General features: G+C 59.5%; 27 protein-coding genes. 6 read left to right on the forward strand and 21 right to left on the reverse strand.

Going from position 1 to position 25,259, the window contains the following annotated elements:
• Position 1: 1 nt before the first annotated feature.
• The 6 genes from cysW to IGS61_RS11795 form a co-directional block, all read right to left on the reverse strand.
• Complete coding sequence (cysW, locus tag IGS61_RS11770; RefSeq protein WP_230539751.1) at positions 2-928, reverse strand: sulfate ABC transporter permease subunit CysW; 927 nt, start codon at positions 926-928, stop codon at positions 2-4.
• On the reverse strand, positions 925-1,734 hold the full coding sequence (cysT, locus tag IGS61_RS11775; protein WP_099408869.1) for a sulfate ABC transporter permease subunit CysT: 810 nt from the start codon (positions 1,732-1,734) through the stop codon (positions 925-927). Before cysT ends, cysW begins: the two co-directional genes overlap by 4 nt.
• A gap of 323 nt (positions 1,735-2,057) precedes the next feature.
• Positions 2,058-2,696: a peroxiredoxin gene (locus IGS61_RS11780; RefSeq protein WP_230539752.1), complete on the reverse strand. Its 639-nt coding sequence runs from the start codon at positions 2,694-2,696 to the stop codon at positions 2,058-2,060.
• A 43-nt stretch (positions 2,697-2,739) separates the two neighbouring features.
• Positions 2,740-3,306 (reverse strand): RBBP9/YdeN family alpha/beta hydrolase, encoded by a 567-nt coding sequence (locus IGS61_RS11785; protein ID WP_230539753.1) that lies wholly within the window; start codon positions 3,304-3,306, stop codon positions 2,740-2,742.
• A 53-nt stretch (positions 3,307-3,359) separates the two neighbouring features.
• A complete protein-coding gene (locus tag IGS61_RS11790; RefSeq protein ID WP_230539754.1) occupies positions 3,360-4,364 on the reverse strand; it encodes a sulfate ABC transporter substrate-binding protein in 1,005 nt (334 codons plus the stop codon).
• A 130-nt stretch (positions 4,365-4,494) separates the two neighbouring features.
• The gene (locus IGS61_RS11795; protein ID WP_230539755.1) at positions 4,495-4,878 is read right to left on the reverse strand and encodes a diacylglycerol kinase; all 384 of its coding nucleotides are present in this window, start codon (positions 4,876-4,878) and stop codon (positions 4,495-4,497) included.
• 153 nt (positions 4,879-5,031) lie between these two features.
• Here IGS61_RS11795 and IGS61_RS11800 point away from each other — a divergent pair, with 153 nt between their 5' ends.
• Positions 5,032-5,811, forward strand: a complete 780-nt coding sequence (locus tag IGS61_RS11800; RefSeq protein WP_034785179.1) for an IclR family transcriptional regulator — start codon at positions 5,032-5,034, stop codon at positions 5,809-5,811.
• Between the two features lie 93 nt (positions 5,812-5,904).
• Here IGS61_RS11800 and pbpG read toward each other — a convergent pair whose 3' ends face one another.
• The 3 genes from pbpG to IGS61_RS11815 all read right to left on the reverse strand — a co-directional run bounded on the left by pbpG (position 5,905) and on the right by IGS61_RS11815 (position 8,820).
• Positions 5,905-6,978, reverse strand: a complete 1,074-nt coding sequence (pbpG, locus tag IGS61_RS11805; RefSeq protein WP_230539756.1) for a D-alanyl-D-alanine endopeptidase — start codon at positions 6,976-6,978, stop codon at positions 5,905-5,907.
• A gap of 177 nt (positions 6,979-7,155) precedes the next feature.
• Positions 7,156-7,878 (reverse strand): nitroreductase, encoded by a 723-nt coding sequence (locus tag IGS61_RS11810; protein ID WP_230539757.1) that lies wholly within the window; start codon positions 7,876-7,878, stop codon positions 7,156-7,158.
• Between the two features lie 15 nt (positions 7,879-7,893).
• Positions 7,894-8,820: a DMT family transporter gene (locus tag IGS61_RS11815; protein ID WP_230539758.1), complete on the reverse strand. Its 927-nt coding sequence runs from the start codon at positions 8,818-8,820 to the stop codon at positions 7,894-7,896.
• A gap of 350 nt (positions 8,821-9,170) precedes the next feature.
• Between IGS61_RS11815 and IGS61_RS11820 the strand changes: the two genes are divergently transcribed.
• Entirely contained in the window at positions 9,171-9,737 is a 567-nt protein-coding gene (locus IGS61_RS11820; RefSeq protein WP_230539759.1) for a phasin family protein, read from the forward strand.
• 140 nt (positions 9,738-9,877) lie between these two features.
• Here IGS61_RS11820 and IGS61_RS11825 read toward each other — a convergent pair whose 3' ends face one another.
• From IGS61_RS11825 to IGS61_RS11855, 7 genes are all read right to left on the reverse strand, one after another.
• Positions 9,878-10,597, reverse strand: coding sequence for an ABC transporter ATP-binding protein (locus IGS61_RS11825; RefSeq protein WP_230539760.1), 720 nt, complete (start codon positions 10,595-10,597; stop codon positions 9,878-9,880).
• Positions 10,594-11,367: an ABC transporter ATP-binding protein gene (locus IGS61_RS11830; RefSeq protein ID WP_230539761.1), complete on the reverse strand. Its 774-nt coding sequence runs from the start codon at positions 11,365-11,367 to the stop codon at positions 10,594-10,596. Before IGS61_RS11830 ends, IGS61_RS11825 begins: the two co-directional genes overlap by 4 nt.
• 13 nt (positions 11,368-11,380) lie before the next feature.
• Positions 11,381-12,598 carry an ABC transporter permease subunit gene (locus tag IGS61_RS11835; RefSeq protein WP_215406554.1) on the reverse strand — a complete coding sequence of 406 codons (1,218 nt, stop codon included), beginning with the start codon at positions 12,596-12,598 and terminating at the stop codon, positions 11,381-11,383.
• Between the two features lie 21 nt (positions 12,599-12,619).
• Positions 12,620-13,549 (reverse strand): branched-chain amino acid ABC transporter permease, encoded by a 930-nt coding sequence (locus tag IGS61_RS11840; RefSeq protein WP_034747477.1) that lies wholly within the window; start codon positions 13,547-13,549, stop codon positions 12,620-12,622.
• A 295-nt stretch (positions 13,550-13,844) separates the two neighbouring features.
• Positions 13,845-14,792, reverse strand: coding sequence for a 4-hydroxy-3-methylbut-2-enyl diphosphate reductase (ispH, locus tag IGS61_RS11845; RefSeq protein ID WP_092711203.1), 948 nt, complete (start codon positions 14,790-14,792; stop codon positions 13,845-13,847).
• A gap of 9 nt (positions 14,793-14,801) precedes the next feature.
• Complete coding sequence (locus tag IGS61_RS11850; RefSeq protein WP_070224501.1) at positions 14,802-15,257, reverse strand: FKBP-type peptidyl-prolyl cis-trans isomerase; 456 nt, start codon at positions 15,255-15,257, stop codon at positions 14,802-14,804.
• A 134-nt stretch (positions 15,258-15,391) separates the two neighbouring features.
• The gene (locus IGS61_RS11855; RefSeq protein ID WP_230539762.1) at positions 15,392-17,251 is read right to left on the reverse strand and encodes a LamG domain-containing protein; all 1,860 of its coding nucleotides are present in this window, start codon (positions 17,249-17,251) and stop codon (positions 15,392-15,394) included.
• Positions 17,252-17,496: 245 nt separating this feature from the next.
• Here IGS61_RS11855 and radC point away from each other — a divergent pair, with 245 nt between their 5' ends.
• From radC to rpmG, 3 genes are all read left to right on the forward strand, one after another.
• Entirely contained in the window at positions 17,497-18,171 is a 675-nt protein-coding gene (gene radC / locus IGS61_RS11860) for a RadC family protein (protein WP_230539763.1), read from the forward strand.
• Positions 18,172-18,418: 247 nt separating this feature from the next.
• Entirely contained in the window at positions 18,419-18,655 is a 237-nt protein-coding gene (gene rpmB, locus IGS61_RS11865; RefSeq protein ID WP_010400928.1) for a 50S ribosomal protein L28, read from the forward strand.
• 22 nt (positions 18,656-18,677) lie between these two features.
• Positions 18,678-18,845 carry a 50S ribosomal protein L33 gene (gene rpmG, locus IGS61_RS11870; RefSeq protein WP_010400929.1) on the forward strand — a complete coding sequence of 56 codons (168 nt, stop codon included), beginning with the start codon at positions 18,678-18,680 and terminating at the stop codon, positions 18,843-18,845.
• 140 nt (positions 18,846-18,985) lie between these two features.
• Here the strand turns inward: rpmG and IGS61_RS11875 are convergent, their stop codons facing one another.
• From IGS61_RS11875 to IGS61_RS11895, 5 genes are all read right to left on the reverse strand, one after another.
• Positions 18,986-20,194, reverse strand: coding sequence for a DesA family fatty acid desaturase (locus IGS61_RS11875; protein ID WP_100874216.1), 1,209 nt, complete (start codon positions 20,192-20,194; stop codon positions 18,986-18,988).
• Between the two features lie 133 nt (positions 20,195-20,327).
• A complete protein-coding gene (locus tag IGS61_RS11880; RefSeq protein WP_230539764.1) occupies positions 20,328-21,686 on the reverse strand; it encodes a mechanosensitive ion channel family protein in 1,359 nt (452 codons plus the stop codon).
• A gap of 122 nt (positions 21,687-21,808) precedes the next feature.
• Positions 21,809-23,128 (reverse strand): RsmB/NOP family class I SAM-dependent RNA methyltransferase, encoded by a 1,320-nt coding sequence (locus tag IGS61_RS11885; RefSeq protein WP_230539765.1) that lies wholly within the window; start codon positions 23,126-23,128, stop codon positions 21,809-21,811.
• A 21-nt stretch (positions 23,129-23,149) separates the two neighbouring features.
• The gene (gene purN, locus IGS61_RS11890; protein ID WP_230502511.1) at positions 23,150-23,758 is read right to left on the reverse strand and encodes a phosphoribosylglycinamide formyltransferase; all 609 of its coding nucleotides are present in this window, start codon (positions 23,756-23,758) and stop codon (positions 23,150-23,152) included.
• Between the two features lie 156 nt (positions 23,759-23,914).
• Entirely contained in the window at positions 23,915-24,313 is a 399-nt protein-coding gene (locus IGS61_RS11895) for a barstar family protein (protein WP_086146799.1), read from the reverse strand.
• A 401-nt stretch (positions 24,314-24,714) separates the two neighbouring features.
• Here IGS61_RS11895 and IGS61_RS11900 point away from each other — a divergent pair, with 401 nt between their 5' ends.
• Positions 24,715-25,227, forward strand: a complete 513-nt coding sequence (locus IGS61_RS11900; protein WP_230539766.1) for a glycine zipper 2TM domain-containing protein — start codon at positions 24,715-24,717, stop codon at positions 25,225-25,227.
• Positions 25,228-25,259: the final 32 nt, after the last annotated feature.

Raw genomic sequence — 25,259 nt, forward strand, 5'->3', positions numbered from 1 at the left:
ATCAGTGCTCCGTGGAACGTAAGGCGGAATCGTCGGCGTCGCTCTCGTTCAAACGCCACTCAATAAAGGCTTTCAGGGCCAGGGTCACCAGCGCCAGCAAGGCCAGCAGCGAGGCGACGGCAAACGCGGCGGCGAAGTTGTACTCGTTGTACAGAATCTCCACCTGCAAGGGCATGGTGTTGGTTTCTCCGCGGATATGGCCGGAGACGACGGACACGGCGCCGAATTCGCCCATGGCGCGGGCATTGCACAGGATCACGCCATACAGCAAGCCCCATTTGATATTTGGCAAGGTGACTCTGCGGAAAGTGTTCCAGCCCGAGGCGCCCAGCACGATGGCGGCCTCTTCCTCTTCGCTGCCTTGCGACTGCATCAGGGGGATCAGTTCGCGCGCCACGAAGGGGAAGGTAATGAAGATGGTGGCCAGCACGATGCCGGGCACGGCGAACAAAATCTTGATGTCGTGCGCCTGCAGCCACGGGCCGAACCAGCCCTGGGCGCCAAACATCAGCACGTAGATCAGGCCGGAAATCACGGGCGAGACGGAAAACGGCAAGTCGATCAGGGTCAATAAAATGCTCTTGCCGCGGAACTCGAACTTGGCGATGCACCACGAAGCGGCCACGCCGAACACCAGGTTCAGCGGCACGGCGATGGCGGCCGTGATCAGGGTCAACTTGATGGCGGAAATGGCGTCCGGGTCGATGATGGCGGCGATATACGCTTCCCAGCCCTTCTTGAACGCTTCCGCAAACACGGCCACCAGGGGCACGATGAGGAATGTCGTCAGAAACAGCAAGGCGATGGTGATCAATACCGTGCGCACCCACAGCGGCTCCAGCACGACGGGGCCGACATTCGGCTCGAAGCGGCGCGCTGTCGGCCGCGCAGTGTCCACGCCAGCGGCGGCAGTCGTATTCGTACTCATGATTTCTTCGCCTTTCCGCGCGTCCATGCTTGCAGCAGGTTAATCGTCAACAACAGCAGGAAAGACACCACCAGCATCACCACGGCGATGGCCGTGGCGCCCGCGTAATCGTATTGTTCCAATTTGGTAATAATGAACAGCGGCGTGATTTCCGACACCATCGGCATGTTGCCGGCGATAAAGATCACGGAACCGTACTCGCCCGTGGCGCGGGCGAAGGCCAGCGCAAAGCCCGTCAGCAACGATGGCAAAATCGTGGGGAAGATGACGCGGATAAACGTTTGCAGGGAATTGGCGCCCAGGCTGGCGGCTGCTTCTTCCAGTTCCTTTTCCGCGTCTTCCAGCACCGGTTGCACGGTGCGCACGACGAACGGCAAGCCGATGAAGGTCAGCGCCACCACTACGCCCAGCGGCGTGAACGCCACCTTGATGCCCAGCACGCCTTCGATGAACTGGCCGAACCAGCCGTTCGACGAGTACAAGGCCGTCAGGGTGATGCCGGCCACGGCCGTCGGCAAGGCGAACGGCAAGTCGACCAGGGCGTCGATGATGCGCTTGCCGGGGAATTTATAGCGCACCAGCACCCAGGCCAGGATGCCGCCAAACACCACGTTCAGCAGGGCGGCGATCAGCGAGGCGCCAAATGTCAGGCGGTATGACGCCATCACGCGGTCGGACGTGACGGCGCTGAAGAAGGCGTCCCATGTCATGGTGAAAGTTTTCAGGAACACCGACGACAAGGGAATGAGGACGATCAAGGCCAGGTAAAAGAGCGTGAAGCCCAGTGACAGCTTAAACCCCGGCATGACCCGAAACGGCGCTCCGCGCGCCTTGGGCGGCGCTAGTGTTGCTTCAGACATGGAAACCCCTTCTTATTACATTTTTGAGTTATAGGGCGCAATAATCACATGCAATCGTTATAAAAAGAACTAACCATTTCTCATTTGCTTAGATGGATTTTGCATACTTGCCGGCAGAATCCATGGGCGAAAAAAAACGCACCTGCGAGGTGCGTTTTTGCGGAAACAAGAGTGCCGAATAAAACGTTCAGGGCTAGGCGCGTTGCCGAAGACAGTACGAATGTACGGCGAGGCAATGCAACAACGCCATGGACGTTTTTTCGGTGCTCTTACTTGTTTGGCTGCGGCGTCAACCGGAGATATGGCTTGGCGGCCGTAAAACCCTTCGGATACTTCTGCTTGATCACCTCCGGGTCTTGCACGGTCAAGGGGATGATGACGTCGTCGCCGTCTTGCCAGTTGCCGGGCGTGGCCACCGTGTAGCCGTCCGTCAGCTGCAGGGCGTCGATGACGCGCAGGATTTCATTGAAGTTGCGGCCCGTACTGAGCGGATACGTGAGGATCAGCCGCACTTTCTTGTTCGGGTCGATGATGAAGACGGAGCGCACGGTAGCCGTGACGGACTGTTCAGGGTGGATCATGTCGTACAGCACCGACACTTTCTTGTCGACGTCGGCGATGATGGGGAAGCCGACCACCGTGTTTTGCGTCTCTTCGATATCCTTGATCCAGCTCTTGTGCGACTCGGCCGCGTCCACGGACAGGGCGATGGCCTTCACGTTGCGCTTGTCGAATTCCGGCTTGAGCTTGGCCGTCAGGCCCAGTTCCGTCGTGCACACGGGCGTAAAGTCGGCCGGGTGGGAAAACAGCACCACCCAGGAATTGCCCGCCCACTCGTGGAACCTGAGCGGGCCGATCGAGCTGTCTTGTTCAAAATCAGGGGCGACATCGCCCAGGCGTAAAGTCATCGTGATCTCCTTGAGAGGTTGTGTAGCGAAGATGTTCGTCGTATCAGGCTGCCTGACGGTGGCGCTTGTCGCTTTGCGCCAGATCAAACAGCGTTTGCAGTTGCGCCTGGCCATAAACCCAGTCGCCAAGGCGCGACTCTGCGTTGATATGGCCCAGCGCACCGCCATCAATATACTTGCAATTCCAGCGCCGCGCCCACTGCGTGGCGTGTTCGGCCGTCATCCACGGGTCCGTCTGGCTGGCGATCAGGATGCCGGGGCAAGGCAGGCGCTTTTGCGGCAAAGCCTTGGCCACGCCAAACTTGTCCGGGTCGGCCGGCCCCACCAGCAGCACGCCGGCCACGCCGTGCGGGTCGCGCGCCAGGCTGTGCGCCGTCGTCAGGCAGCCGAAGCTGTGGGCGACGATCAGGGTCGGGCGCGCATCCTGCCGCCGCACCTGGTCCAGGCGCGCCGACCAGGTGGCCAGGTCGGGTGCGTTCCAGTCATCCTGCTCGACCCGCTCGAATTGCGGATACAGGCGCTGCCAGCGGCTCTGCCAGTGCTCGGGACCGCTGTTATGCAAGCCCGGCACGATCAGTACCCGGTAATCGGAAAAGCTGCGCAGCGCCATGATGTGTCCTTTAGTGATCGATTCCGGCAAGCGTTGCCGCCTGCCGGTGAAGATTACTTCGGCTGATAGATCTGGTCGAAGATGCCGCCGTCGGCAAAATGCGCCTTCTGCGCCGCCGTCCAGCCGCCGGCCACTTGCTCGATGGTGAACAGATTGACCTTGGCGAATTGCGACGCGTATTTCTTCGCCGCCTTGTCCGTTGCCGGACGGTAGTAGTTCTTGGCGATGATGTCTTGCGCTTCGTCCGTGTACAGGTAGTTCAGGTAAGCCTCGGCCACCTTGCGCGTACCGTGCTTGTCGGCAAACTTGTCGACGACGGCGACGGGCGGCTCGGCCAGGATGCTGACGGACGGCGTGATGATGTCGAACTTGGTGGGGCCCAGTTCCTTGACGGCCAGATACGCTTCGTTTTCCCAGGCGATCAGCACGTCGCCGATACCGCGTTCGACGAAGGTGGTGGTGGCGCCGCGCGCACCGGAATCGAGCACGGGCACGTTTTTATACAGTTTGCCGAGGAAATCCCTGGCCTTCGCTTCGCTGCCGCCCGGCTGGCGCAGCGCATAGCCCCAGGCTGCCAGATGGTTCCAGCGGGCACCGCCCGAGGTTTTCGGGTTCGGCGTGATGACGGATACGCCCGGCTTGACCAGGTCGTTCCAATCCTTGATGCCTTTCGGGTTACCCTTGCGCACCAGAAACACGATGGTCGAGGTGTAAGGCGAGCTGTTATGCGCCAAACGCTTTTGCCAGTCGGCGGCCAGCAGCTTGTGCTCGGCCAGCGCATCGATGTCGTAGGCCAGGGCCAACGTGACCACGTCCGCTTCCAGGCCATCGATGACGGCACGCGCCTGCTTGCCGGAACCGCCGTGCGATTGCTTGATCTTGACGTTGTCGCCCGTCTTGCCTTTCCATTCCTTGGCAAATGCCGTATTCACATCCTGGTACAGCTCGCGCGTCGGGTCGTATGACACGTTGAGCAGGGTGATATCGGCAGCCTGCGCCGTTTGCAGAATGGCAAACGCGCTGAGGGCGGCGGCAATGATGATTTTTTTCGACAGCATCTAAGATCCCCGTATGGTTGAACTTTCAGAGCCACCAGATTACGGCGCAACGGCCGCAAAGAGAACGAAGCGTTTCGCCGTTTGATATGCGATTTTCGCATATGGACGGCGCGTAACGGGGATTTAGCGGTTAATAGAAGCGGTTGAACAGCACCACGGACCACGTGGCGAAGGCCAGGATGCAGGTCAGCAGCACGGCGGCGCTGCCGAAATCCTTGGCATTCTTCGACAGCGGGTGGCGTTCCAGCGAAATGCGGTCGACCACGGCTTCCAGCGCGGAATTGATCAGTTCAACGATGAGGACCAGCAGCAATACGCCGATCAGCACCAGCTTTTCAAACGCGGAGATGCGCAGCAGCAAGGCGATCACGGTGCCGACGACGAACAGGCCCAGTTCCTGGCGGAACGCGTGTTCGTGGCGCCAGGCCGCCTTCAAGCCGTCGAGGGAATAAAAAAAGGCGGAAAAAATCCGTTTCAAGCCGCTTTTGCTCTTGAATTCATTTACAGGTTGCATAGTTATCCATGATTCAAAGTCCATCCAGCCATCGATTATGACGGCCAACATGAGAATTGTGACAATTTATTCGCTGAATATCTCGGAACATTTCACTATTTTTTCACATCATGGTATAAAGAAGCATGAATACTGCATTGCACCAAATCCATCATGAAAATTGAACCGGTCGCTGCCCCCAAGACAACGATCCAGGTCATCGAACGCATGGTCGCCCTGCTCGATGCCCTGGCCAAATATTCCGACCCGGTCAGCCTGAAGGAATTGTCCAAAGTATCGGGCCTGCATCCATCGACAGCGCACCGCATCCTCAACGACATGGTGCTGACGCGCTTTGTCGACCGCATCGAACCGGGTACCTACCGGCTGGGCATGCGCCTGCTGGAACTGGGCAATGTGGTGAAAAGCCGCCTCAGCGTGCGCGAAGCGGCGCTGGACTTCATGCGCCAGCTGCACAAGAAAACCCAGCAAACGATCAACCTGTCCGTGCGCCAGGGCGACGAGATCGTCTACATCGACCGCGCCTTTTCCGAGCGCTCGGGCATGCAGGTGGTGCGCGCCATCGGCGGCCGCGGCCCGCTGCACCTGACTTCGACAGGTAAATTATTCCTCTCCGTCGACGAGCCGAAAGCCATCCGCGCCTACGCCACGCGCACGGGCCTGGCCGGGCACAACAAGAATTCCATCACGGATCTGCAAAAGCTCGAACGCGAGCTGAGCCTGGTGCGCGAGCGCGGCTATGCGCGCGACAATGAAGAGCTGGAACTGGGCGTGCGCTGCATGGCCGCCGGCATCCGCGACGACTCGGGCAAGCTGATCGCCGGCCTGTCGATTTCCGCCCCCGCCGACCGCCTGCAGGATGAGTGGCTGGTGGACCTGGTGGAGACGGCGAACCAGATTTCCGTCACCCTGGGTTATATCCCCCAAGACTAAAGCACTGCCGCATAAAAATGTTCAGGGCAAGGCGCACTAACGAAGACAGTACGACTAGTACGGCGAGTTAGTGCAACGCAGCCATGGACATTTTTAACCGCCAGGCAAGCTCATGTTGGCAGGCTTGAGTGCTTCGAGCCACTTGCGCATGCGTCCCGCATCGGCCGTACGCGATTGTTTCCCCTTGGAATCAAGGAAGACCATGATCACGGCCCGTCCTTCGATGACGGCCTGCATCATCAGACAACGTCCCGCCTCATTGATAAAACCCGTCTTTTGCAAGCCGATTTCCCAGCCCGGATTGGCCACCAGGTGATTCGTATTGCCAAATTGCATGGGCTGGCCGCTGGCTTCGACGATGGCTTTCGGGTCCGTCGAGTATTCGCGCAGCAGCGGATGGCGGAAGGCGGCCATGGCCAGCTTGCCCAGGTCGCGCGCGCTGGCCACGTTCATTTTCGACAAGCCGCTGGAATCGACGTAATGCGTATCCATCATGCCCAGCTGGCGCGCCTTGCTGTTCATGGCGTCGACAAACGCGGGCAAGCCGCCCGGATAATTGCGGCCCAGCGCCGAGGCGGCGCGGTTTTCCGAACTCATCAGGGCGATGTGCAGCATATTGGCGCGCGTCAATTGCGAACCCACTTTCAGGCGCGAACTGCTGAACTTGGCGCGGTCAACGTCCTCGTCCGTGATCGTCAGCACTTCATCCATGTCCTGGCGCGCTTCGACCACCACCAGGCCCGTCATCATCTTGGTGATGGAGGCGATGGGCAGGGCGACATTCGAATTCTTTTCAAACAATACTTCCGAGTTGGCCTGGTCCAGCACCAGCGCCACGCTCGATTTCAGGTCGAGCGGATCGCGCGTCAGGTTCAGGCCCGCCAGGTCGCCCATGGTGGGCATCGGGGCGGCCATGGGCACGGCCACGCTGCTGACTTTTTGATAGATGACCTTGCGTTTGCCGCGCACCATGACGACCCGGCGCACGGTCTTTTCGCGCGGCGCGGCCGTCGCGCCCTTGCGCAGCACGACTTTGACTTTCTTGGTGTTGTGTTTCTTCGCGGCTGAGGATTTGCCGTTCGCATCCCTGGCGTGCACGGCCGCAGCCGGCGCCAGTGCAAACAGCAGGGAAGCCAGGACACCCAGCGCCAGTTTAAACTTAGCCATTCGATAATTCCCCGTGAAGCTGTTGCCTTATTGCAGTGTAGCGAAATGCAGAGTAATCGCAAGCCTATTTAACAGTTGGGACAGTATTTATTGCAGCAATGAAATACAAACCGTTAGCGATCCGCAAACAAGCTCATCCTTAAGCGGCTGTTTGCCTGTGCTTATCGCTGGCAATGTCTATTTGTCCATGAATTTAACAAAGCCGGCCAGCGGTTCGCGTTCCGTGCTCAGGCGGTTCTCGATCTTGTCCGGATCCGCATGGCCGAGGGCCATGCCGCACACCACCATTTCGCTGGCCGGTATGCCCAGCTCTTCGCGGATGATGTCATGGTAATGGATGAAGGCCGCTTGCGGGCAGGTGTCGAGCCCCCGCGCGCGCGCCGCCAGCATGATATTTTGCAAGAACATGCCGTAGTCGAGCCAGGAACCCTGCTCCAGCACCCGCTCGATGGTGAAGATCAGGCCCACGGGCGCGTCGAAGAACTGGAAGTTGCGTCCATGCTGGGCCGCCATGCCGGCCGTGTCGCCCCGTTCCAGGCCCAGCAGCTGGTACAGGTCCAGGCCGATCTTGCGGCGGCGCTCGATGAACGGCGCCGTCCACTGGCGCGGGTAATACGTGTACGAGGCCGTGCGCGCGGGCGCATCGGGCGCCTTCGGTGCATCGTAGGCGGCGAGGATGCGGCGCGACAGGCGCAGGCGCGCTTTGCCCGACAGCACATACACTTTCCACGGCTGCATGTTGGCGCCCGAGGGCGCGCGCGCCGCCACTTCCAGGATGCGCGCGATATCGTCCTGCGCCACCGGCGTGGGTAAAAAGGCGCGGATCGAACGGCGCGACAGGATGACGCCATCGACGGCTTGCTGCGCCGACTGTATTTCTTCAGATGCTAGCTTGCTCACTGCCCTGCTCTCCTGCTATTTCTTGACGACAAACACTACACCGACCACGGCCACCAGCATGCCGGCAATACCCAGCATATTAAAGGCTTCGCCAAACATCAGCCAGGCCATCACGGCCGTCGTGGGCGGCGTCAGGTACAGCAAGCCCGTCACTTTCGTCGCGTCGCTGCGCCGAATCAGGGCGAACAGCAGGAAGATGGCGCCGATGGACAGCACGAGTACCGACCACAGCAAGGCGCCGATAAAATTCGCCGTCCATTGCACATTGCTGAAATGCAGGTCCAAGCCTTCGTAATACAGGGCGAACGGCAACACGACCACGATGGAAGCGGCAAACTGCACCACCGTGCCGGTGCGCAAGTCGAACTGGGGACAGTGGCGTTTTTGGTACATGGTGCCGGCCGTCATCGACAGCAGGGCAAACACGCACAGCAGCACGCTTTCCACGGTCAGCCCCACGAGGTTGATCTTCGCATACACGACGAGGGCCACGCCCAGCAAGCCGAAGAACAGGCCCAGCCACTGGCGCGGGCGCACGGATTCGCCGATCAATGGCGCGGCGCAAGCCGTCAGCACGGGCTGCATGCCGACGATCAGGGCGGACAGGCCGGCCGGCATGCCCAGCTTGATGGCGCACCAGACGCCGGCCAGGTAGCCGGCCTGCATCAAAATGCCGGCCACGGCGATCTGGCGGAACTGCCCCACGGGCCACGGCGCGCGCAACAGCAGCACCAGCGGCAGCAGGATCACCAGCACGCCCAGGAAGCGCAGCAGCAAAAAGGTCAGCGGCGGCGCGTACGGCAAGCCGAACTTGGCGACGATAAAACCTGTGCTCCATAACAACACAAAAAAGCCGGGCAAGGCCATCGGGGCCAGGGTCGTCAGGAAAGAGGCTTTGGGGGCTTTGCCGCTGGCGCCAGCCGCGGCGGGAAGATTGGACATGGTATCAACTCGGGAAACGGGATCGGCACCGGGGCGCTGCGCCAGTGCGGGAGGCAAAGTCTAGCATGCTGCGCCGCACCCGTCCTGAAAGGCGGGGAAATAACAGTTTAGGGTTAAACCATTAACACCCAGAAATCAAATATTTCTCTTTAGAAACAATGGTTTTTGCTGCAAATCTATTCAATTGTTGCATCGCACAAGAATCGCTTGACTTCATTTTTTTTCGCCGTAGAATAGGGTTTGTTGCGTTGCACAATTCTTGTTCAGCTTGAAAAATTTAGATTCACCTGCTTTCCCAAACGGTACACGCAGCATCAAATTAACCAGATTTCGATTTTTTGGAGATTTATATGTTTTCAATTCCTGAGCAATTTTCGTCCGCTACCAAAGCCAACCTGGAAGCCCAATTCGCCCTGTTCTCGTCGCTGACGGGCAAGGCCTTCGAAGGCATCGAAAAGATCGTCGAACTGAACCTGACCGCTGCCAAGGCAACGCTGGAAGAATCGACCGCCGCCGCCAAGCAATTGCTGTCGGCAAAAGATCCACAAGAATTCTTCTCGCTGAGCGCTGCCCAAGCCCAGCCTGGCGCCGAAAAAGCCATCGCTTACGGCCGTCACCTGGCTGCCATCACGTCCGGCACCCAAGCCGAGTTCAGCAAAGCAGCTGAATCGCAAATCGCTGAAACCAACCGCAAAGTCCTGTCGCTGGTGGAAGAAGTCACCAAGAACGCGCCAGCCGGTTCGGAAAACGCCGTCGCCATCCTGAAAAGCGCCATCGGCAACGCCAATGCAGGCTACGAGCAATTCTCGAAAACCAGCAAGCAAGCCGTCGAAGCCATCGAAGCGAACCTGACCTCGGCCGTGAACCAGTTCACGCAAGCAGCTGAAAAAATCGTGCCGCGCACGGCTGCCAAGTAATTATCAAGCGGCCGCTGCGGCGGTCTGCTGTTTTACTTTAGTACCAGCTCCTCCAGGCGTCCATCCCGCACTTCCCCGACGGATGCCATTATGCCCCAGCCTCGCTGGGGCATTTTTTATGCGCTTTTACTTTCCCGCCATTACTCCCCCAGATACGCCGCCTTCACGCGCGGGTCGTCGAGCATGGCGGCCGCGTTGCCGCCCATGGTAACCAGGCCGGAATCCATCACATAGCCGCGGTGCGCCGCTTGCAGGGCCAGGCGGGCATTCTGTTCGACCAGCAGAATCGTGATGCCTTCGGACGACACCTTGCGGATCACCTCGAAGATTTTCTCGACCATGATGGGCGACAAACCCATCGATGGCTCGTCGAGCAGCAGCAGCTTCGGATGACTCATCAGGGCGCGCGCCATGGCCAGCATCTGCTGCTCGCCGCCCGACAGGGTGCCAGCCATCTGCGCCGCCCGCTCCTTCAGGCGGGGAAACACGTCGAACCACTTGGCAATGTCATCTTCGACACCGGCCTTGTCCGTGCGCGTGTAGGCGCCCATCATGAGATTTTCACGGATCGACATGCGCGTAAACACGCCCCGCCCTTCCGGCACCATGGCCAGTTTCTTTTCCACCAGGTGAAACGACTTGCTCCCCTTGAGCGACTCGCCCAGGTAGCTGATCGTGCCCTCGACCTTGCAGGCCGGCAAAGTGCCCGTGATGGCTTTCAAGGTCGTCGTCTTGCCGGCGCCGTTCGCGCCGATCAGCGCGATCAGCTCGCCTTCGTTCACTTCCAGGTCGATACCCTTGACGGCCTTGATGCCGCCGTACGCCACGTGCAGGCCCGCCACTTTCAATATATTGCTCATGCGTGCGATCCCCCCAGGTAAGCCTCGATGACGGCCGGGTTTTGTTGTATTTCGGCCGGCAAGCCTTCCGCGATGCGCTTGCCATATTCGAGCACCGTGATGCGGTCGCACAGTCCCATCATCAGTTTCACGTCGTGCTCGATCAACAGCACGGTCTTGCCTTCCGCCTTGATTTTCACCAACAACTCGCGCAGGGCCAGCTTTTCCGTCGCATTCATGCCGGCCGCCGGCTCGTCGAGCGCCAGCAGTTGCGGATCGGTGGCCAGCGCGCGGGCGATTTCCAGGCGCCGCTGGTCGCCGTACGACAAAAAGCGCGCCGTGCGGCTGGCGAACTGGGCGATGCCGACGAAATCGAGCAATTCCATCGCCCGCTTGCGGATCGACGCCTCTTCCTCGCGCGCCGCCTTGTGGCGGAAGATGGCGCCGAATACGCCCTGGTGCGAGCGCACGTGGCGCCCCACCATGACGTTTTCCAGCGCCGTCATGTCGCCAAACAGGCGGATGTTCTGGAAGGTGCGGGCGATGCCCGCCTTGGCCACCTTGTGCGGCGCGGACGGCGAATACGGCTTGCCAGCCAGCTCGAAGGTGCCCGTGTCGGGCTGGTACAGGCCCGTGATCACGTTAAAGAAAGTGGTCTTGCCGGCGCCGTTCGGGCCGATCAAGCCGTAGATCTGGCCTTGCTTGATGGTAATGCCCACGTCGGTGAGCGCCTGCAAGCCGCCGAAACGTTTATTTACGCCGGCAATATTCAAGATGATCTGTTCGCTCATGGTACTTGCCTCCTTAAGCGGACACGACGCCGGTTGATTTGTTGGGTTGATCCACATCATGGTCGGGCCGGTCTTCGTGCTTCGGCGAGGGCCACAGGCCCGCTGGACGGTTGAGCATGATCAACACCATGGCCAGGCCGTACAGCAACTGGCGCAGCACTTCCGCCTCGATCACCACGTGGCCGAACAGCGCCTGCTGGGCCGGCTCCACCACGTGGCGCAGCACTTCGGGAATGGATGCCAGGATCACGCCGCCGAGAATGACGCCGGGGATATGGCCGATGCCGCCCAGCACCACCATGGCCAGCACGGCGATCGATTCCGTCAGCGAAAACGATTCCGGCGAGACAAAGCCCTGGAACGAGGCAAACATGGCGCCGGCCACGCCGCCGAACGAGGCGCCCATGGAAAAGGCCAGCAACTTTACGTTGCGCGTATTGATGCCCATGGCTTTCGCGGCGATCTCGTCTTCGCGGATGGCCACCCAGGCGCGGCCCAGGCGCGAATGCTGCAGGCGCTTGGTGACGAACACGACGGCGATGCACAGGAAGAGGAACAAAAAGTAATACGCATTCACGGACGGCATGGAAAAACCGGCCACCGTGACGGTGCTGTTGGTGCCCGCCTCGCCCGCCAGGTTGACGCCGAAGATGCGGATGGGGTCGATCAAATTGATGCCTTGCGGACCATTCGTGAAATTGATCGGGTCGTTCAAATTGTTCATGAAAATGCGGATGATCTCGCCAAAGCCCAGGGTCACGATAGCCAGATAGTCGCCGCGCAATTTTAATGTGGGCGCACCCAGCAGGGCGCCGAACAGGCCCGCCACCGCGGCGGCCAGGGGCACGATGATCCAGATCGACAAATGGATGCCGTTCTCGCGGATTTCCGGCCCCATCAGCTGCACCAGGGTTTCGCCCAGCACGGGATACTGGTTCACCACCGATTCGAGCAGGATGGCGAACTGGGGCGAGGCCAGCAAGGCCGTCAGGTAGGCGCCCACGGCGTAGAAGGCGATGTAGCCGAGGTCGAGCAGGCCGGCGAAGCCGACGACGATGTTCAGGCCCAGGGCCAGCATGATGTACAGCAAGGCCATGTCGATGATGCGCACCCATGAATTGCCGAACTGGGCGGCAAAAAACGGGAACACCATCAGCAGCGCGGCCAGGCCCAGCATGCCGGCGTAGGCTTTGGCCGGATTCTTTTTTGCGTCGAAATCGAGTAGTGCCATGATTAATCTCCCAGTGTCACATCAGGCACGGTCGGCCACGCGTTCGCCCATGATGCCGGACGGGCGCAGGGTCAGCACGATGATCAGTACGACGAAGGCAAAGATATCCTGGTAGTGGCTGCCCAGGAAACCGCCCGTGATGTCGCCGATATAGCCGGCGCCCAGGCTCTCTATAATGCCCAGCAAGATACCGCCCAGCATGGCGCCATAGATATTGCCGATGCCGCCCAGCACGGCCGCGCAAAAGGCTTTCAGGCCGGGGATGGCGCCCATGGAAAATTGAATCGAGGCATAGTTGGCGCCCCACATCACGCCCGCCACGGCCGCCAGCGCGGCGCCGATGGCAAAGGTGGCGACGATGACCTTGTCGGAATCGACGCCCATGAGTCCGGCCACGCGGGGGTTTTCCGCCGTGGCGCGCATGGCGCGGCCCATGCGTGTTTTTTCCACCAGCAACACCAATCCGCCCATCGACAGCGCGGCCAGGGCCAGCAGCAGCACTTGCGTTTGCGAAATCACGGCGCCGCCTATGTTGATGGGGTCGGTCGACAGCAATTGCGGGAAGGGCAAGGGATTGCGCGTCCAGATCATCATGGCGAAGGTTTGCAAGAGGATGGAAACGCCGATGGCGGTAATCAGGGGGGCGAGGCGGGGGGCGTTGCGCAGGCGGCGGTAGGCGACCCGCTCGATGATGATGTTGACCAGAATACAGATGGGAATGGCGCCGAGGATGGCGGTGGCCAGTTTCAGATAGCCGGGCCAGTCCGGCACATAAATGCCCAGCAGCTTGAGGATGGTCAAGCCCACCATGGCGCCGATCATGAGCACGTCGCCGTGGGCGAAGTTGATCAGGTTCAACACGCCGTACACCATGGTGTAACCGAGGGCGACTAAGGCATACATGCTGCCCAACACCAGGCCGTTGATGATCTGCTGGATGAATGTATCCATGATTGCCCTATCAAATATGCATTTTTCGGGAACAACTTCCGCCAGAATATGCCGTTGATACAAAAACGGCACCGGAGGAAGAATTCCTGCAGTGCCATCCCTGGACCGTTCTCACCAGCATGGTGCACGCACTCAAAATGGGCGTGACCTTGCTTAGTCATAACGACAACATATTCAAGCTTGAGGCAATCATAACGATCTTTTGCAAAAACTAAGCTTGGAATAAATCGATCATTTCCGAATTAAATTCGGTTTTGAGGTAACTATTTCATCGATACTCAATCGCCCTATGGCCTCAGGCGACGTCGCGCTTGATGCCGTCGAGGCCTTTCGGCATCGGGAACGTGACGGCTTCCTGCACGCCATCGAGCGGGCGCACGCTCTTCACGCCGCACTCTTTCAGGCGGTCGATGACGGCTTGCACCAGCACCTCGGGCGCCGAGGCGCCAGCCGTCACACCCACGCGCAGCTTGCCTTCCAGCCAGGCGGGATCGATCTGCGAGGCATTGTCGACCATGTAGGCCGGCGTGCCCATCTTCTCGGCCACTTCGCGCAAGCGGTTCGAATTCGAGCTGTTCGGGCTGCCCACGACGATCACCACTTCCACTTGCGGGGCCATGAATTTCACGGCTTCCTGGCGGTTCGTGGTGGCGTAGCAAATGTCGCCTTTTTTCGGCTCGGCGATATTCGGATATTTCGCTTTCAAGGCCGCAATAATGTCGCTAGTGTCGTCAACTGACAACGTTGTTTGCGAAACATAGGCCAGGCTGTCCGGATTGGCGACCTGCAAGTTCGCCACATCGTCGAGCGTTTCCACCAGATGCATGCCCATATCGGCCTGGCCCATCGTGCCTTCCACCTCGGGATGGCCGTCGTGGCCGATCATGATGATCTCGCGGCCTTCGCGGCGCATCTTGCCCACTTCCATGTGCACCTTGGTGACCAGCGGGCAAGTCGCGTCAAAAATGCTCAGGCCGCGCGATTCCGCCTCGGCGCGCACGGCTTTCGAGACGCCATGGGCGGAAAACACGAGTGTATTGCCAGCAGGCACGTCATCGAGGTCGTCGATGAAGATGGCGCCCTTGTTGCGCAAGTCGGCCACCACGTAGGCGTTGTGGACGATTTCATGGCGCACGTAGATCGGTGCGCCAAATTGCTGCAAGGCGCGTTCGACGATTTCGATCGCCCGGTCGACGCCAGCGCAGAAACCGCGGGGCTGGGCCAGTAACAGTTCTTTATCCATCGCTATTCCTTACAGGACCGAAATGAGCTTGACTTCGAAACGCAGCGGCTGGCCCGCCAGCGGATGGTTGAAGTCGAACAGGGCCGAGTCCTCGCGCATTTCGCGCAGCACGCCGGCAAAGCGGCCGCCGCCCGGCGCGGCGAAGTCGACCAGGTCGCCGATCTTGTAGTCGGCGCCCGGCACGGAGTTTTCGTCCAGGGTCGCGCGCGAGACGGACTGCACCAGCTCGGGATTGCGCTCGCCAAAGCCTTCGCCGGCAGCCAGCTCGAACGTCTGGTGCGTGCCTTCAGGCAAACCCAGCAAGCGCTGCTCGAGGAACGGCGCCAGCTGGCCCTGTCCCAGCATCAAGGTCGCGGGATTGCCGCTGAAGGTCGTGACAATGTCAGTACCGTCAACAGTGGCAAGACGATAATGCAGGGTGAGGTAAGCCGCTTCGGTGACGACTGCTGGTTGCTCGTTGGACATAGTAGTTTTCAGGTAACTGGTGCAAAACGATATTGTAAGCCACCCTGAGCCAGCGCGCCCCATGCCATCTCGGCGCGGCCATGCTTTTGTCAAAAAACATGGCCGCGCAACACATCCGACGTCGGATCGGCGAATCAGACGTTGACGTACGTCAACCCACCAGGCGTGCTGGCGTGATTGCCGAAGCCGGAGCTGTCTTCCAGGTTGCCGTCGAGCTTCCAGCGCCCCACGGGCCGGTGCACGATGCCATACTGGCCATAGTCATACACTTCCTTCGGTGTCAGCACGCGGTCGTACAGGATGACGTCCGACAACTGCCAGGCGGGCGCGCCCTGCTCCTGCGCATGCACGGCGCGGCCGATCACCAGCGGGGTGCCAGTGGCATTCAAAAATGGCGGCGCCATGTTTTGCAAACTCTGATACATGAGGAAATCATCCACATACAGGCTGATGCGTCCATCATGCTTCACAGTATAAGTACAGCGGAACCAGCGGTTGGGAATGTCCACCGTCAAGCCGTGCCCATTGCTGTTGGCGCCCAGGCCATTGTCGCCAACGCCGTTGAATAAATACAGGAACGTCTTGATATCCTGCGCCAGCAGCGCCCATCCTTTCTTGTTCGCCTGATGCGCGATAAAAGCCTGCGCCAGAGCAACGGTCGAGGAGAAAGCCTGCTGCCGGATACAATACGACAGCGAAAAATCCGCGCTCTCGTAGCGCACGGACGACGGTACGGTCAACATCAGGCCAGGCTGGAATTGCAAGGTCTTCGTCACGCCGAAGCAAGGCGTGGGCGGCGCCGGACGCATGGCATCTTCGCCGCGCAAGGCGTCCCATACAGCTTTGCGTTTGTTGCTGAACGCCGGCGTCTCCACCAGGTTCAGACCTTTGTCTTCCATCGACTTGCCCCCATTCCAGTCCCAATAGCACGCCAGTTGCACGCCCGTACGGCGTATGGCGCTCAGCAAGGCGTGCAAGTTGTCTTGCCGCTCGGTATCTTGCAAAGCCAGTTCCTGCTCTTTCGACAAGCAAAAGCTGCCAAGGTAATACGGCTTGCCCAAGGTATGGGCGGCACGCTGCATCACTTGCAGATAGGCGAGCGAGGACGAGACGAAGTCCGCTGGCAGATCCGCGCCGCTGTCCAGGGCGCTGCTGACATATTCATTATTCAGGAACAGGTTTTCACAAAGACAGTCGATGGGATCCGGATTCAGGAATGGCAGGGTTTCCGCAATGTATTGTTTGAGGGTACCCTTGCGCGGTGTATAGGAGGGGATTCCTGCATTACCGGAGGAAATCATTCTGGCCAGGGCATCGTTGTCGCGCAGCAATTGCGCCGTTTCCTGGATGATTTCCCGGGTGGCATTCAAGTCAATCTCGGTCACGGCCATCAGTTCCTGCGCAGCCATCCAGGCGGCGATGCCGGGGTGGTTGCTGTAGTGCTGTGCGAAAGCCTGGGCAAAGGCACGCATGTAGCGGCGTGTCTTCGATTGCGGATTGACCAGTGCGACCCGCGCGACTGCGGCCTGTTCGTCTTTTGTGGCGCCCTCAGGGCCCGCTTCGCCCACCAATTGCGGCACGGCGTAGGGATTCCAGAATGGGCAGGCGATGATGCCGATGCCATTGGCCAGCGCGCAATCGAGCAGCGCAGTGACAGCGCTCCAGTACGATGCATTGATATTCATATCGATTAGCGTATTGTCGGGGGCGAACTTTGGCTCGCCCACAACATAGCCCCAGTTCCAACTGCCAGCCTTGCCGTTAAAAGGCGCCACCATCACCTGGATGTACTTGAAGCCGTTGGCGGCAAGATACGGCAAATCGGTGGTGTAATCGGGATTCTTCGGGGCCGGAACGAGCGGTGCGGTCACACTCCAGCTACGGTGTTCCAGATACGCGTGCGAATTGAGGCCGATGCCGCTGACCTTGCCCGTGTTGACGCCGGCGGCGTTGAACTCTTGCATGACTCCATTGATAACTTTGATGTATGGCATGACGACTCCTGTAGAACACGTGGAAGACATTGAGTTCAGGGCCCTGACTCCCCGCCGCTGCAACTTGCATGGAATGCAACGACAAGCAAATGATAGCGCCTGAAAATGGCCGGGCCGGGCATCTTGGTTTTTGTTTTTTTACTATGAATTGACAGGAAGACGAGCTAGCGCAGCATGGCCGCCCGGGGAAGGCGCGACAATCGTCGGCAGGCGCCACGACGAGCTGGGCGCGAACGGGAGGCAGCATGGGCATCAAGGATTGGCCGGCCGGCGAACGGCCGCGCGAACGCCTGATCGAGGATGGCGCGCAGTCGCTGTCGGACGCGGAATTGCTGGCCGTCTTCCTGCGCACGGGCGTGCGCGGCAAGAGCGCCGTGGAACTGGCGCGCGACACGGTCGAGCACTTCGGCTCCCTGCGGGGCCTGTTTGGCGCCAGCCTCGTGAGTTTTTCCGCCGTGCATGGCATGGGCAGCGCCAAGTTTGCCCAGCTGCAAGCGGTGCTGGAACTGGCGCGGCGCGCCATCATCGAGGACTTGCAGGCGGGGCAAGCCCTCAATTCGCCGCATGCGGTGAAAGACTATCTGCGCCTGACCCTGGGCCACCTGGCGCATGAAGCATTTCACGTGTTGTTTTTGGACGTCAAGAACCGCCTGATCACCACCCAGGAAATGTTTCGCGGCACCCTCACCCACACCAGCGTGTATCCGCGCGAAGTGGTGAAACAGGCGCTGCTGCACAACGCGGCCAGCGTCATGCTGGCGCACAACCACCCGTCCGGCTCGCCGGAACCGAGCGAATCGGATTTATTGCTGACGCGCGCGCTGGTACAAGCGTTGTCGCTGGTGGACGTGCGCATCCTCGACCATTTCGTCGTGGCCGGGCGGCAAGTGCATTCGTTCGCGGAACACGGCCAGATCTAGGCCGGCGCCAGGCGATTCACAGTTAACCATGTGTAAACAAGGACATACGTGACAGCAGCGGGACGCTTATCTAACAGTAAACAGCGCTGTTTACCAGTGCTTTCCCCTATGACGAAGGGGAAAAGTCAAATTGTTAAATTATTTCAATACAACATGACACAATTGTTTTTCGCAAGTCATTGATAAATCGGCTTATTTTGGATATACTCTCGTTTTTCCAATTTGGAATATCTTTAAGGAGTGCGCCATGGCACGTGTTTGCCAAGTCACTGGGAAGAAGCCGATGGTCGGCAACAATGTTTCCCATGCAAACAACAAAACCAAACGTCGTTTTTTGCCTAACTTGCAGAATCGTCGTATTTTTGTTGAATCTGAAAACCGCTGGGTCTCCCTGCGTTTGTCCAACGCCGGTCTGCGCGTCATCGATAAAGTCGGCATCGACGCCGTATTGGTCGATATGCGCGCTCGTGGCGAAAAAGTCTAATTAGCAGAATAAGGGAGCTATCATGGCAAAATCAGGCCGCGACAAAATCAAGTTAGAATCGACCGCCGGTACGGGTCACTTCTACACGACTACCAAAAACAAGCGTACGACGCCTGCGAAAATGGAGATCATGAAATTCGATCCTAAAGCACGCAAGCACGTAACGTACAAAGAAACCAAAATCAAGTAATTGATATTGTGTTCTGTAAAAAGAGCCGCTCCGATGAGCGGTTTTTTTTCGCCCTGATTTTCATCTCGCCGCTCTCCCCTTGTGCCGGAACGAAAAAAAGGCCCTGGAATCCAGGGCCTTGATATGGCGCAACAGCTTACTCAGGCATAGCTGCGCAGGCGCAAGGAGAAATCCTGCAGCGACTGGATGCCCGACGCTTCGGCACGCGCGCACCAGTCTTGCAGCTTTTGCAGCAATTGCTCGCGCGTAAAGTGCGAACGCTCCCAGATGGCGCCCAGCTCCACGCGCATGTGGTGCATGGTTTCCAGCGCCTTGCTGTGCTGGAACAGTTCCGACAGCTGCTCGTGGTGCGCATCGGCCAGCTTGCCCGGTTCGCGCTGCATCAGCTTGCGCGACGATTTCAGGAAGCGCTTTTCCAGCTCGGCCTTGTGCTTCAGGTGCTCCAGCTCTTCTTTCCAGGCATGCTTGATCGATTTCGCATACTTGGCCATCACGTCGTAGCGGTTGGCGATGACCGACTGCAAGGTCTCGAAGTCTGCTTCCAGCTTGCCGTGCGAGAACTTCGGTTCCGGCGCCAGCTTTTTCACCTTGGCCAGGCCCAGCATTTCCAGCGCGCGGATATACGCCCAGCCGATATCGATTTCATACCATTTCGACGACAGCTTGGCCGACGTCGCATACGTATGGTGATTGTTGTGCAACTCTTCGCCGCCGATCAGGATGCCGAACGGAATGATGTTGGTGGCCGCGTCGGCGCAGTCGTAGTTGCGGTAGCCCCAGTAGTGGCCGATGCCGTTGATGATGCCGGCCGCCGTGATGGGGATCCACATCATTTGCACGGCCCACACGGAAATGCCGATCACGCCGAACAAAATGAAATTGATGACGAACAGCGAGACCACGCCCAGCCAGCTGTACTTGGTGTACAGGTTGCGCTCGATCCAGTCCGTCGGCGTGCCGTGGCCATATTTCGCCATGGTTTCCATGTTCTTCGATTCAGCGCGGTACAGCTCGGCGCCTTCCCAGAACACTTTCTTGATGCCGCGCGTCACGGGGCTGTGCGGATCTTCTTCCGTATCGCACTTGGCGTGATGCTTGCGGTGGATGGCCGCCCATTCCTTGGTCACCTGGCCCGTCGTCAGCCACAGCCAGAAACGGAAGAAATGGCTGGGGATGGCGTGCAATTCCAGCGCCCGGTGGGCCTGGTGGCGGTGCAGGTAAATCGTGACGCTGGCGATCGTGATGTGCGTGACCACCATGGTGTACAGGAAAACTTGCCATGCGGACAGATCGGTAATGCCAGTGGCCATGAACTGCAAAACGTCGTGTAAAACGGAACTCAATGTCATTACTGCTACTCCAAGTGGACAGGGCGTGCGCACGGTCGCTCCAGTGACTCTGGAGGTCCGGCAGAGTTAATTTTAGGCGTGATTGTACGCCCTAATGGGTACTATCAGGCAAAAACGGAGGCAGGCAGCGAGGTTAAGGCTGGGTGCCGGATGGCGGGGACTCACCGTCTGCCGCGCTGGCGAGCGGGGCAGGAGGCGTACCAACAATACGCAATTCGCGTTGCGGAAACGGTACAGTAACCTTATGTTCCTGCAAGGTGCGCCAGATGGCGCGGTTCACATTCGACTTCACGCCGCCCGTGCCGTTTTCCGGGTCCGCGATCCAGAAGCCAATCTGTACATCGAGGCCGTCGGCGCCGAAACGCACGAGGGTGGCCGAGGGCGGATTGCTTTGCGACACACGCGGCACCTTGGCCGTCGCCGCTTCCAGCAAGGGGAAGATGACATCGAGATCCGTTTCATAGCCCACCGACACGGCCGTCGACAGCCAGACCATGCGGTTGCTCAGCGACATGTTTTGCACGCCGCCGGAAATCAGCATTTCATTCGGCACGATGGATTCCACGCCATCGCCGCCCAATAACACAGTATAGCGCGTATTGATCTGCGTGACTTTGCCCGTAAATTGACCCACCGTAATCATGTCGCCGATGGTGAGACTGCGGTCGAGCAGGATGATGAAACCGGACACAAAGTTCGCGGCGATCTTTTGCAAGCCGAAACCCAGCGCCACGCCGAAGGCGCCGCCGAACACGGACAGCACCGTCAGGTCGATGCCCACCAGCGACAGGCTGACCAGCACGGACACGAGGATCAGCACGGCGCGGCCCATGCGCGACAGCACCACGCGCAAGGAGGTGTGCAGTCCCTGCATTTTCATCAGGCGCTCGTCGAGCGAAGTGCCGGCCCACATGGCCAGCACCAGCAGCACGGCGACGGAAATAGCGGCTTGCAAGATGGCAGCCACTGACACCTTGTTGCGTCCCAGCGGCACGACGATGCTTTCCAGGAAGGTATGCAATTCCGGCCACAGGCCCGTGATGTACAGGGCCATGCCGGCCCACACCACGACCGTGAATATCTTTTCCAGAAGCAACATCGTGGGACTGATGTCGCCATGACGGGCAAAAATGCGGCGCAGCACATAAAAGCCGAAGCGCACCAGCGCCATCGACGTGCACAGGGGAATGGCGATGCTGAGCAGGTTCACCGACTGGAACTTGGCCAGGAAGTGTTGCGCAATGCCCAGCAACATGGCCGCCAGAACGGGCGTCAAAATGCGGATGAAACTGTCCGTGCGCTGCAGGGTTTCCGGCGTGGCGGGCGTGGCCGCCGCTTCCGCCCGCTTGTGCAGGAATACGCGCAACTGCCGCACCAGCAGCCAGCTCAGGGCCAGGCAGGCAACGATGACCAGCGCCTGCCACAGGATGGCCGGTTGGCGGAAATCGTCGACAAAATCAGTGATCAGGTTGAGCAGCGGGGTTTCATTCATGGCGGATGCGGTCCGGAAGGTGGGACGAAGGTGGTACGGATGGGCAGTGATCCCATGCCGCCAGGCGGGCTGGCGGCATTGAAGGCCGCCGCTGCAAGGCGCAGCGGCGGCCCGTGACAGGCTTACTCGGCTGGTTCAGCGTCAACGTCGTCGGCCGGTTTTTCATCGGCGTAGACTTTTTTCGGCATGACCTTGCGTTCGAACACGGCGGCGAAGAAGCCGTCGGTCTGGTGCAGGTGCGGCAACAATTTCAGATAGTCGCCCATTTCCAGCTCGATCTTCTGTTCGGCCAGTACCTTGCTCATCGGCACCAGGGTGAAGTCAGGGTTGGCAGCCAGGAATTGCTCGGCGATCTGATCGTTTTCTTCGTTCAGGAAGCTGCAGGTGGCGTACACGAGGCGGCCGCCGCCCTTGACCAGGCGCGCCGCGCCGGCCAGGATGGCTGCCTGCTTGGCTTGCAGCTCGACGATGGAGTTCGGCTGCTGGCGCCATTTGACGTCCGGATTGCGACGCAGGGTGCCCAGGCCGCTGCACGGGGCATCGACCAGCACGCGGTCGATCTTGCCGGCCAGGCGCTTGATCTTGGCATCGCGCTCATGCGCGATCTGCACCGGATGCACGTTCGACAGGCCGCTGCGGGCCATGCGGGGCTTGAGCTTGGCCAGACGCTTTTCCGACACGTCGAACGCGTACAAGCGGCCCGTGTTGCGCATCAGCGCGCCCAGTGCCAGCGTTTTGCCGCCCGCGCCGGCGCAGAAATCGACCACCATCTCGCCGCGCTTGGCGCCGACGATCTGCGACAGGATCTGGCTGCCCTCATCCTGCACCTCGATGGCGCCGCTCTGGAACAATGGCAGGTTTTGCAGCGATGGTTTCTTGATCACGCGCAAGCCCAGCGGTGCAAACGGCGTCGGTGTGCTGAGGATAGGCGCTTCGGCCAGGGCCAGCATCACGTCGTCGCGCGTGGCCTTGAGCGAGTTGACGCGCAAGTCCAGCGGCGCCGGCGCGTTCAGCGCATCGGCCAGCTTCATGGTTTCCGCTTCGCCGAACTGGGCGATCAGCTTGTCGAACAGCCAGGTCGGCATGTTGGCGCGCATGTTCGCCGGCATCAGGCTGCGGTCGATCTGCGTGATGCGTTCCAGCCATTCCACTTCTTCTTCCGTCAGGCCGCCCAGCGAGTCGGCGCCCACGGCTTCGGCCAGGCCGAGGATGGTCAAACGGCGCATGGTCGGGCCGCTGCCCGCTTCGGCGAAGTCCGTGAAGAACGATTTGTTGCGCAGCACGGCATAAATGCCTTCGGCGATGGCGCCGCGTTCGCGCGAACCGAGGCGCGGATGGTCGCGGAAATAGCGCGACAGGGTGGTGTCGGCCGGGGCCGTGAAACGTAAAATTTCGCGCAATACTTCTTCAGCATTGGCAAGTATCGCTGGTGGCAATCTCATTGTTATTCTTCCTGTAATATTTTATTGAGGGTCCACGCGGACCTGGCCATGCTCGACCGACAGTTTATCGTCAATGAACAGGCGGATGGCGCGCGGGTAAAGCAAATGTTCCTGTACCAGCACGCGCGCCGATAAGCTGTCTTCTGTGTCGCCGGGCAAGACGGGGACGGTCGCGCTCGCCACGGCAGGGCCATGATCGAGCTCGGCCGTCACGAAATGCACGGTCGCACCGTGTTCCGTCACCCCCGCCTCGAGCGCCTGGCGGTGCGTCGCCATGCCCGGGAACAGCGGCAGCAGCGACGGGTGGATATTGAGCATGCGCCCCGCGTAATGCTCGACGAAGGGCGGCGTCAGGATGCGCATGAAACCGGCCAGCACGACCAGGTCGGGGGTGTAGCCGTCGATCACGGCTTGCAGCGCCGCATCGAACTGTTCGCGGCTGGCATAATCCTTGTTGGCAACGACTGCCGTCGCTATCCCATGTTCCGCGGCAAAAACCAGTCCCTGGGCATCGGCCCGGTTACTGATGACGGCGGCAATACGGGCTGGCCATTGCTCGGCTTGCGCCGCGCGCACGACCGCTTCCATGTTGCTGCCGCGTCCGGAAATGAGGATAACGATATTTTTCATAGCGCGCATTGTACCCGCTATGGCGATGCGAACCAAGAAAGGCCGCTATTATTGTTGCGGCGCAACATACCGGCCGGGCCGCCGCCGCTGCCCGATTACGCCGCCCGGCCAGGGCATGAAAGGCTGGTTTGACGCCGCCGCGGCGTGAGTAGGTGCTTACTCGAACGAATAGAAGACGCGGAACGGGACTTTCTTCTCGGCCCAGTAGTCGGCCGCGTCGCGGAACACGTCGAGCAGGATCTCGCGCGCTTCCTTGTCGAATTTTTGCGTATTTGGCAATTGCTCGAGCACCACCAGGAAACCTGTCTGCGGTCCCGCCTTGAACATGGTGTCCGTCAGGCACAGGCGCAGGGCATCGAAATTCTTCGCCAGGTTTTTCGGAAACAGGAATGCTTCTGCAATAATGCCGATGACTTGTTGTTTGGTCTGTCCAGCGTTGCAATGCGCATATAAAAAGTGCTGCCCGAGACGGATCGCCTCGTCTTGTAATTCGGTCACGCGAAAGGCACGGATGGACTGGACAAGGTTGGGCGGCACGGTTAGTAACAAACTCATTTTTCCCTCAAATCGACCTGTTATGTATGGATTTTTTCTAGCTGCTCTTCTTATTGCATCCCCGCACGCGGGTCAATGCGCACGCGGTGATTCGATCTGTATCAACTTTTATGCGATTCAGTGCGATTTTATATAAGCCATACGCGTATTAGGGTAACGTGTTGTCCTGCATGAATCAACCCGAATATGATGTCAAACGCAAGATTTGTTACAAACCGCTGGTTTCAAGTCACTTCAACATCTTGTATCGATTGAAAGTGCATGTTACAGACTGTGGGGCAAGGGGCTTGGGCTGTTACATTTTGTTGCCATGCGAAACACTTGCCCCGGTCTGGCGGGATTACTATAGTCCCAAGTTGTAAAAAATACCCTGAAAGATTCTCTAGATAACGAGGTTACAAATGAACTTGCAAGCCAAATTGATGATGTCAGCCCTTTGTATCGGTGCATTGCCACTCGCCCAGGCCGCCGACTTTGAAGATTTCGGCAAGGTCGTGCGCGTCGTGCCGCAAGTGGAACAGATCAATCGTCCACGCCAGGAATGCCGTACGGAATACGTGCAAGTCCAGGCACCGCCGCAACAGCGCAGCGCTGGCGGCTCCATCGTCGGCGGTATCGCCGGCGCACTGCTCGGCAGCCAGGTCGGTGGCGGCAATGGCCGCACGGCCGCGGCAGCTGCCGGCGCGATTGCCGGCGCCGTCGTCGGCGACCGTGTCGACAACCAGAACAATTACCAGGGCGGCATGCAGGAACAAGCCGTCAAGCAATGCCGTCAGGTCGACCACTGGGAATCGCGCAACAATGGCTACCAGGTCACCTACGACTACCGCGGCCGCAACTACACGAGCATCATGTCCTACGATCCGGGCGAGCGCGTCCGTCTGCGCGTCTCGATCGAACCAGCTCAGCAGTAAGCGCCGCAACCGGCCCATACCATGCCAGCCCC

This window comes from Janthinobacterium sp. FW305-129 (assembly GCF_020858115.1).
GTDB lineage: Bacteria > Pseudomonadota > Gammaproteobacteria > Burkholderiales > Burkholderiaceae_D > Janthinobacterium.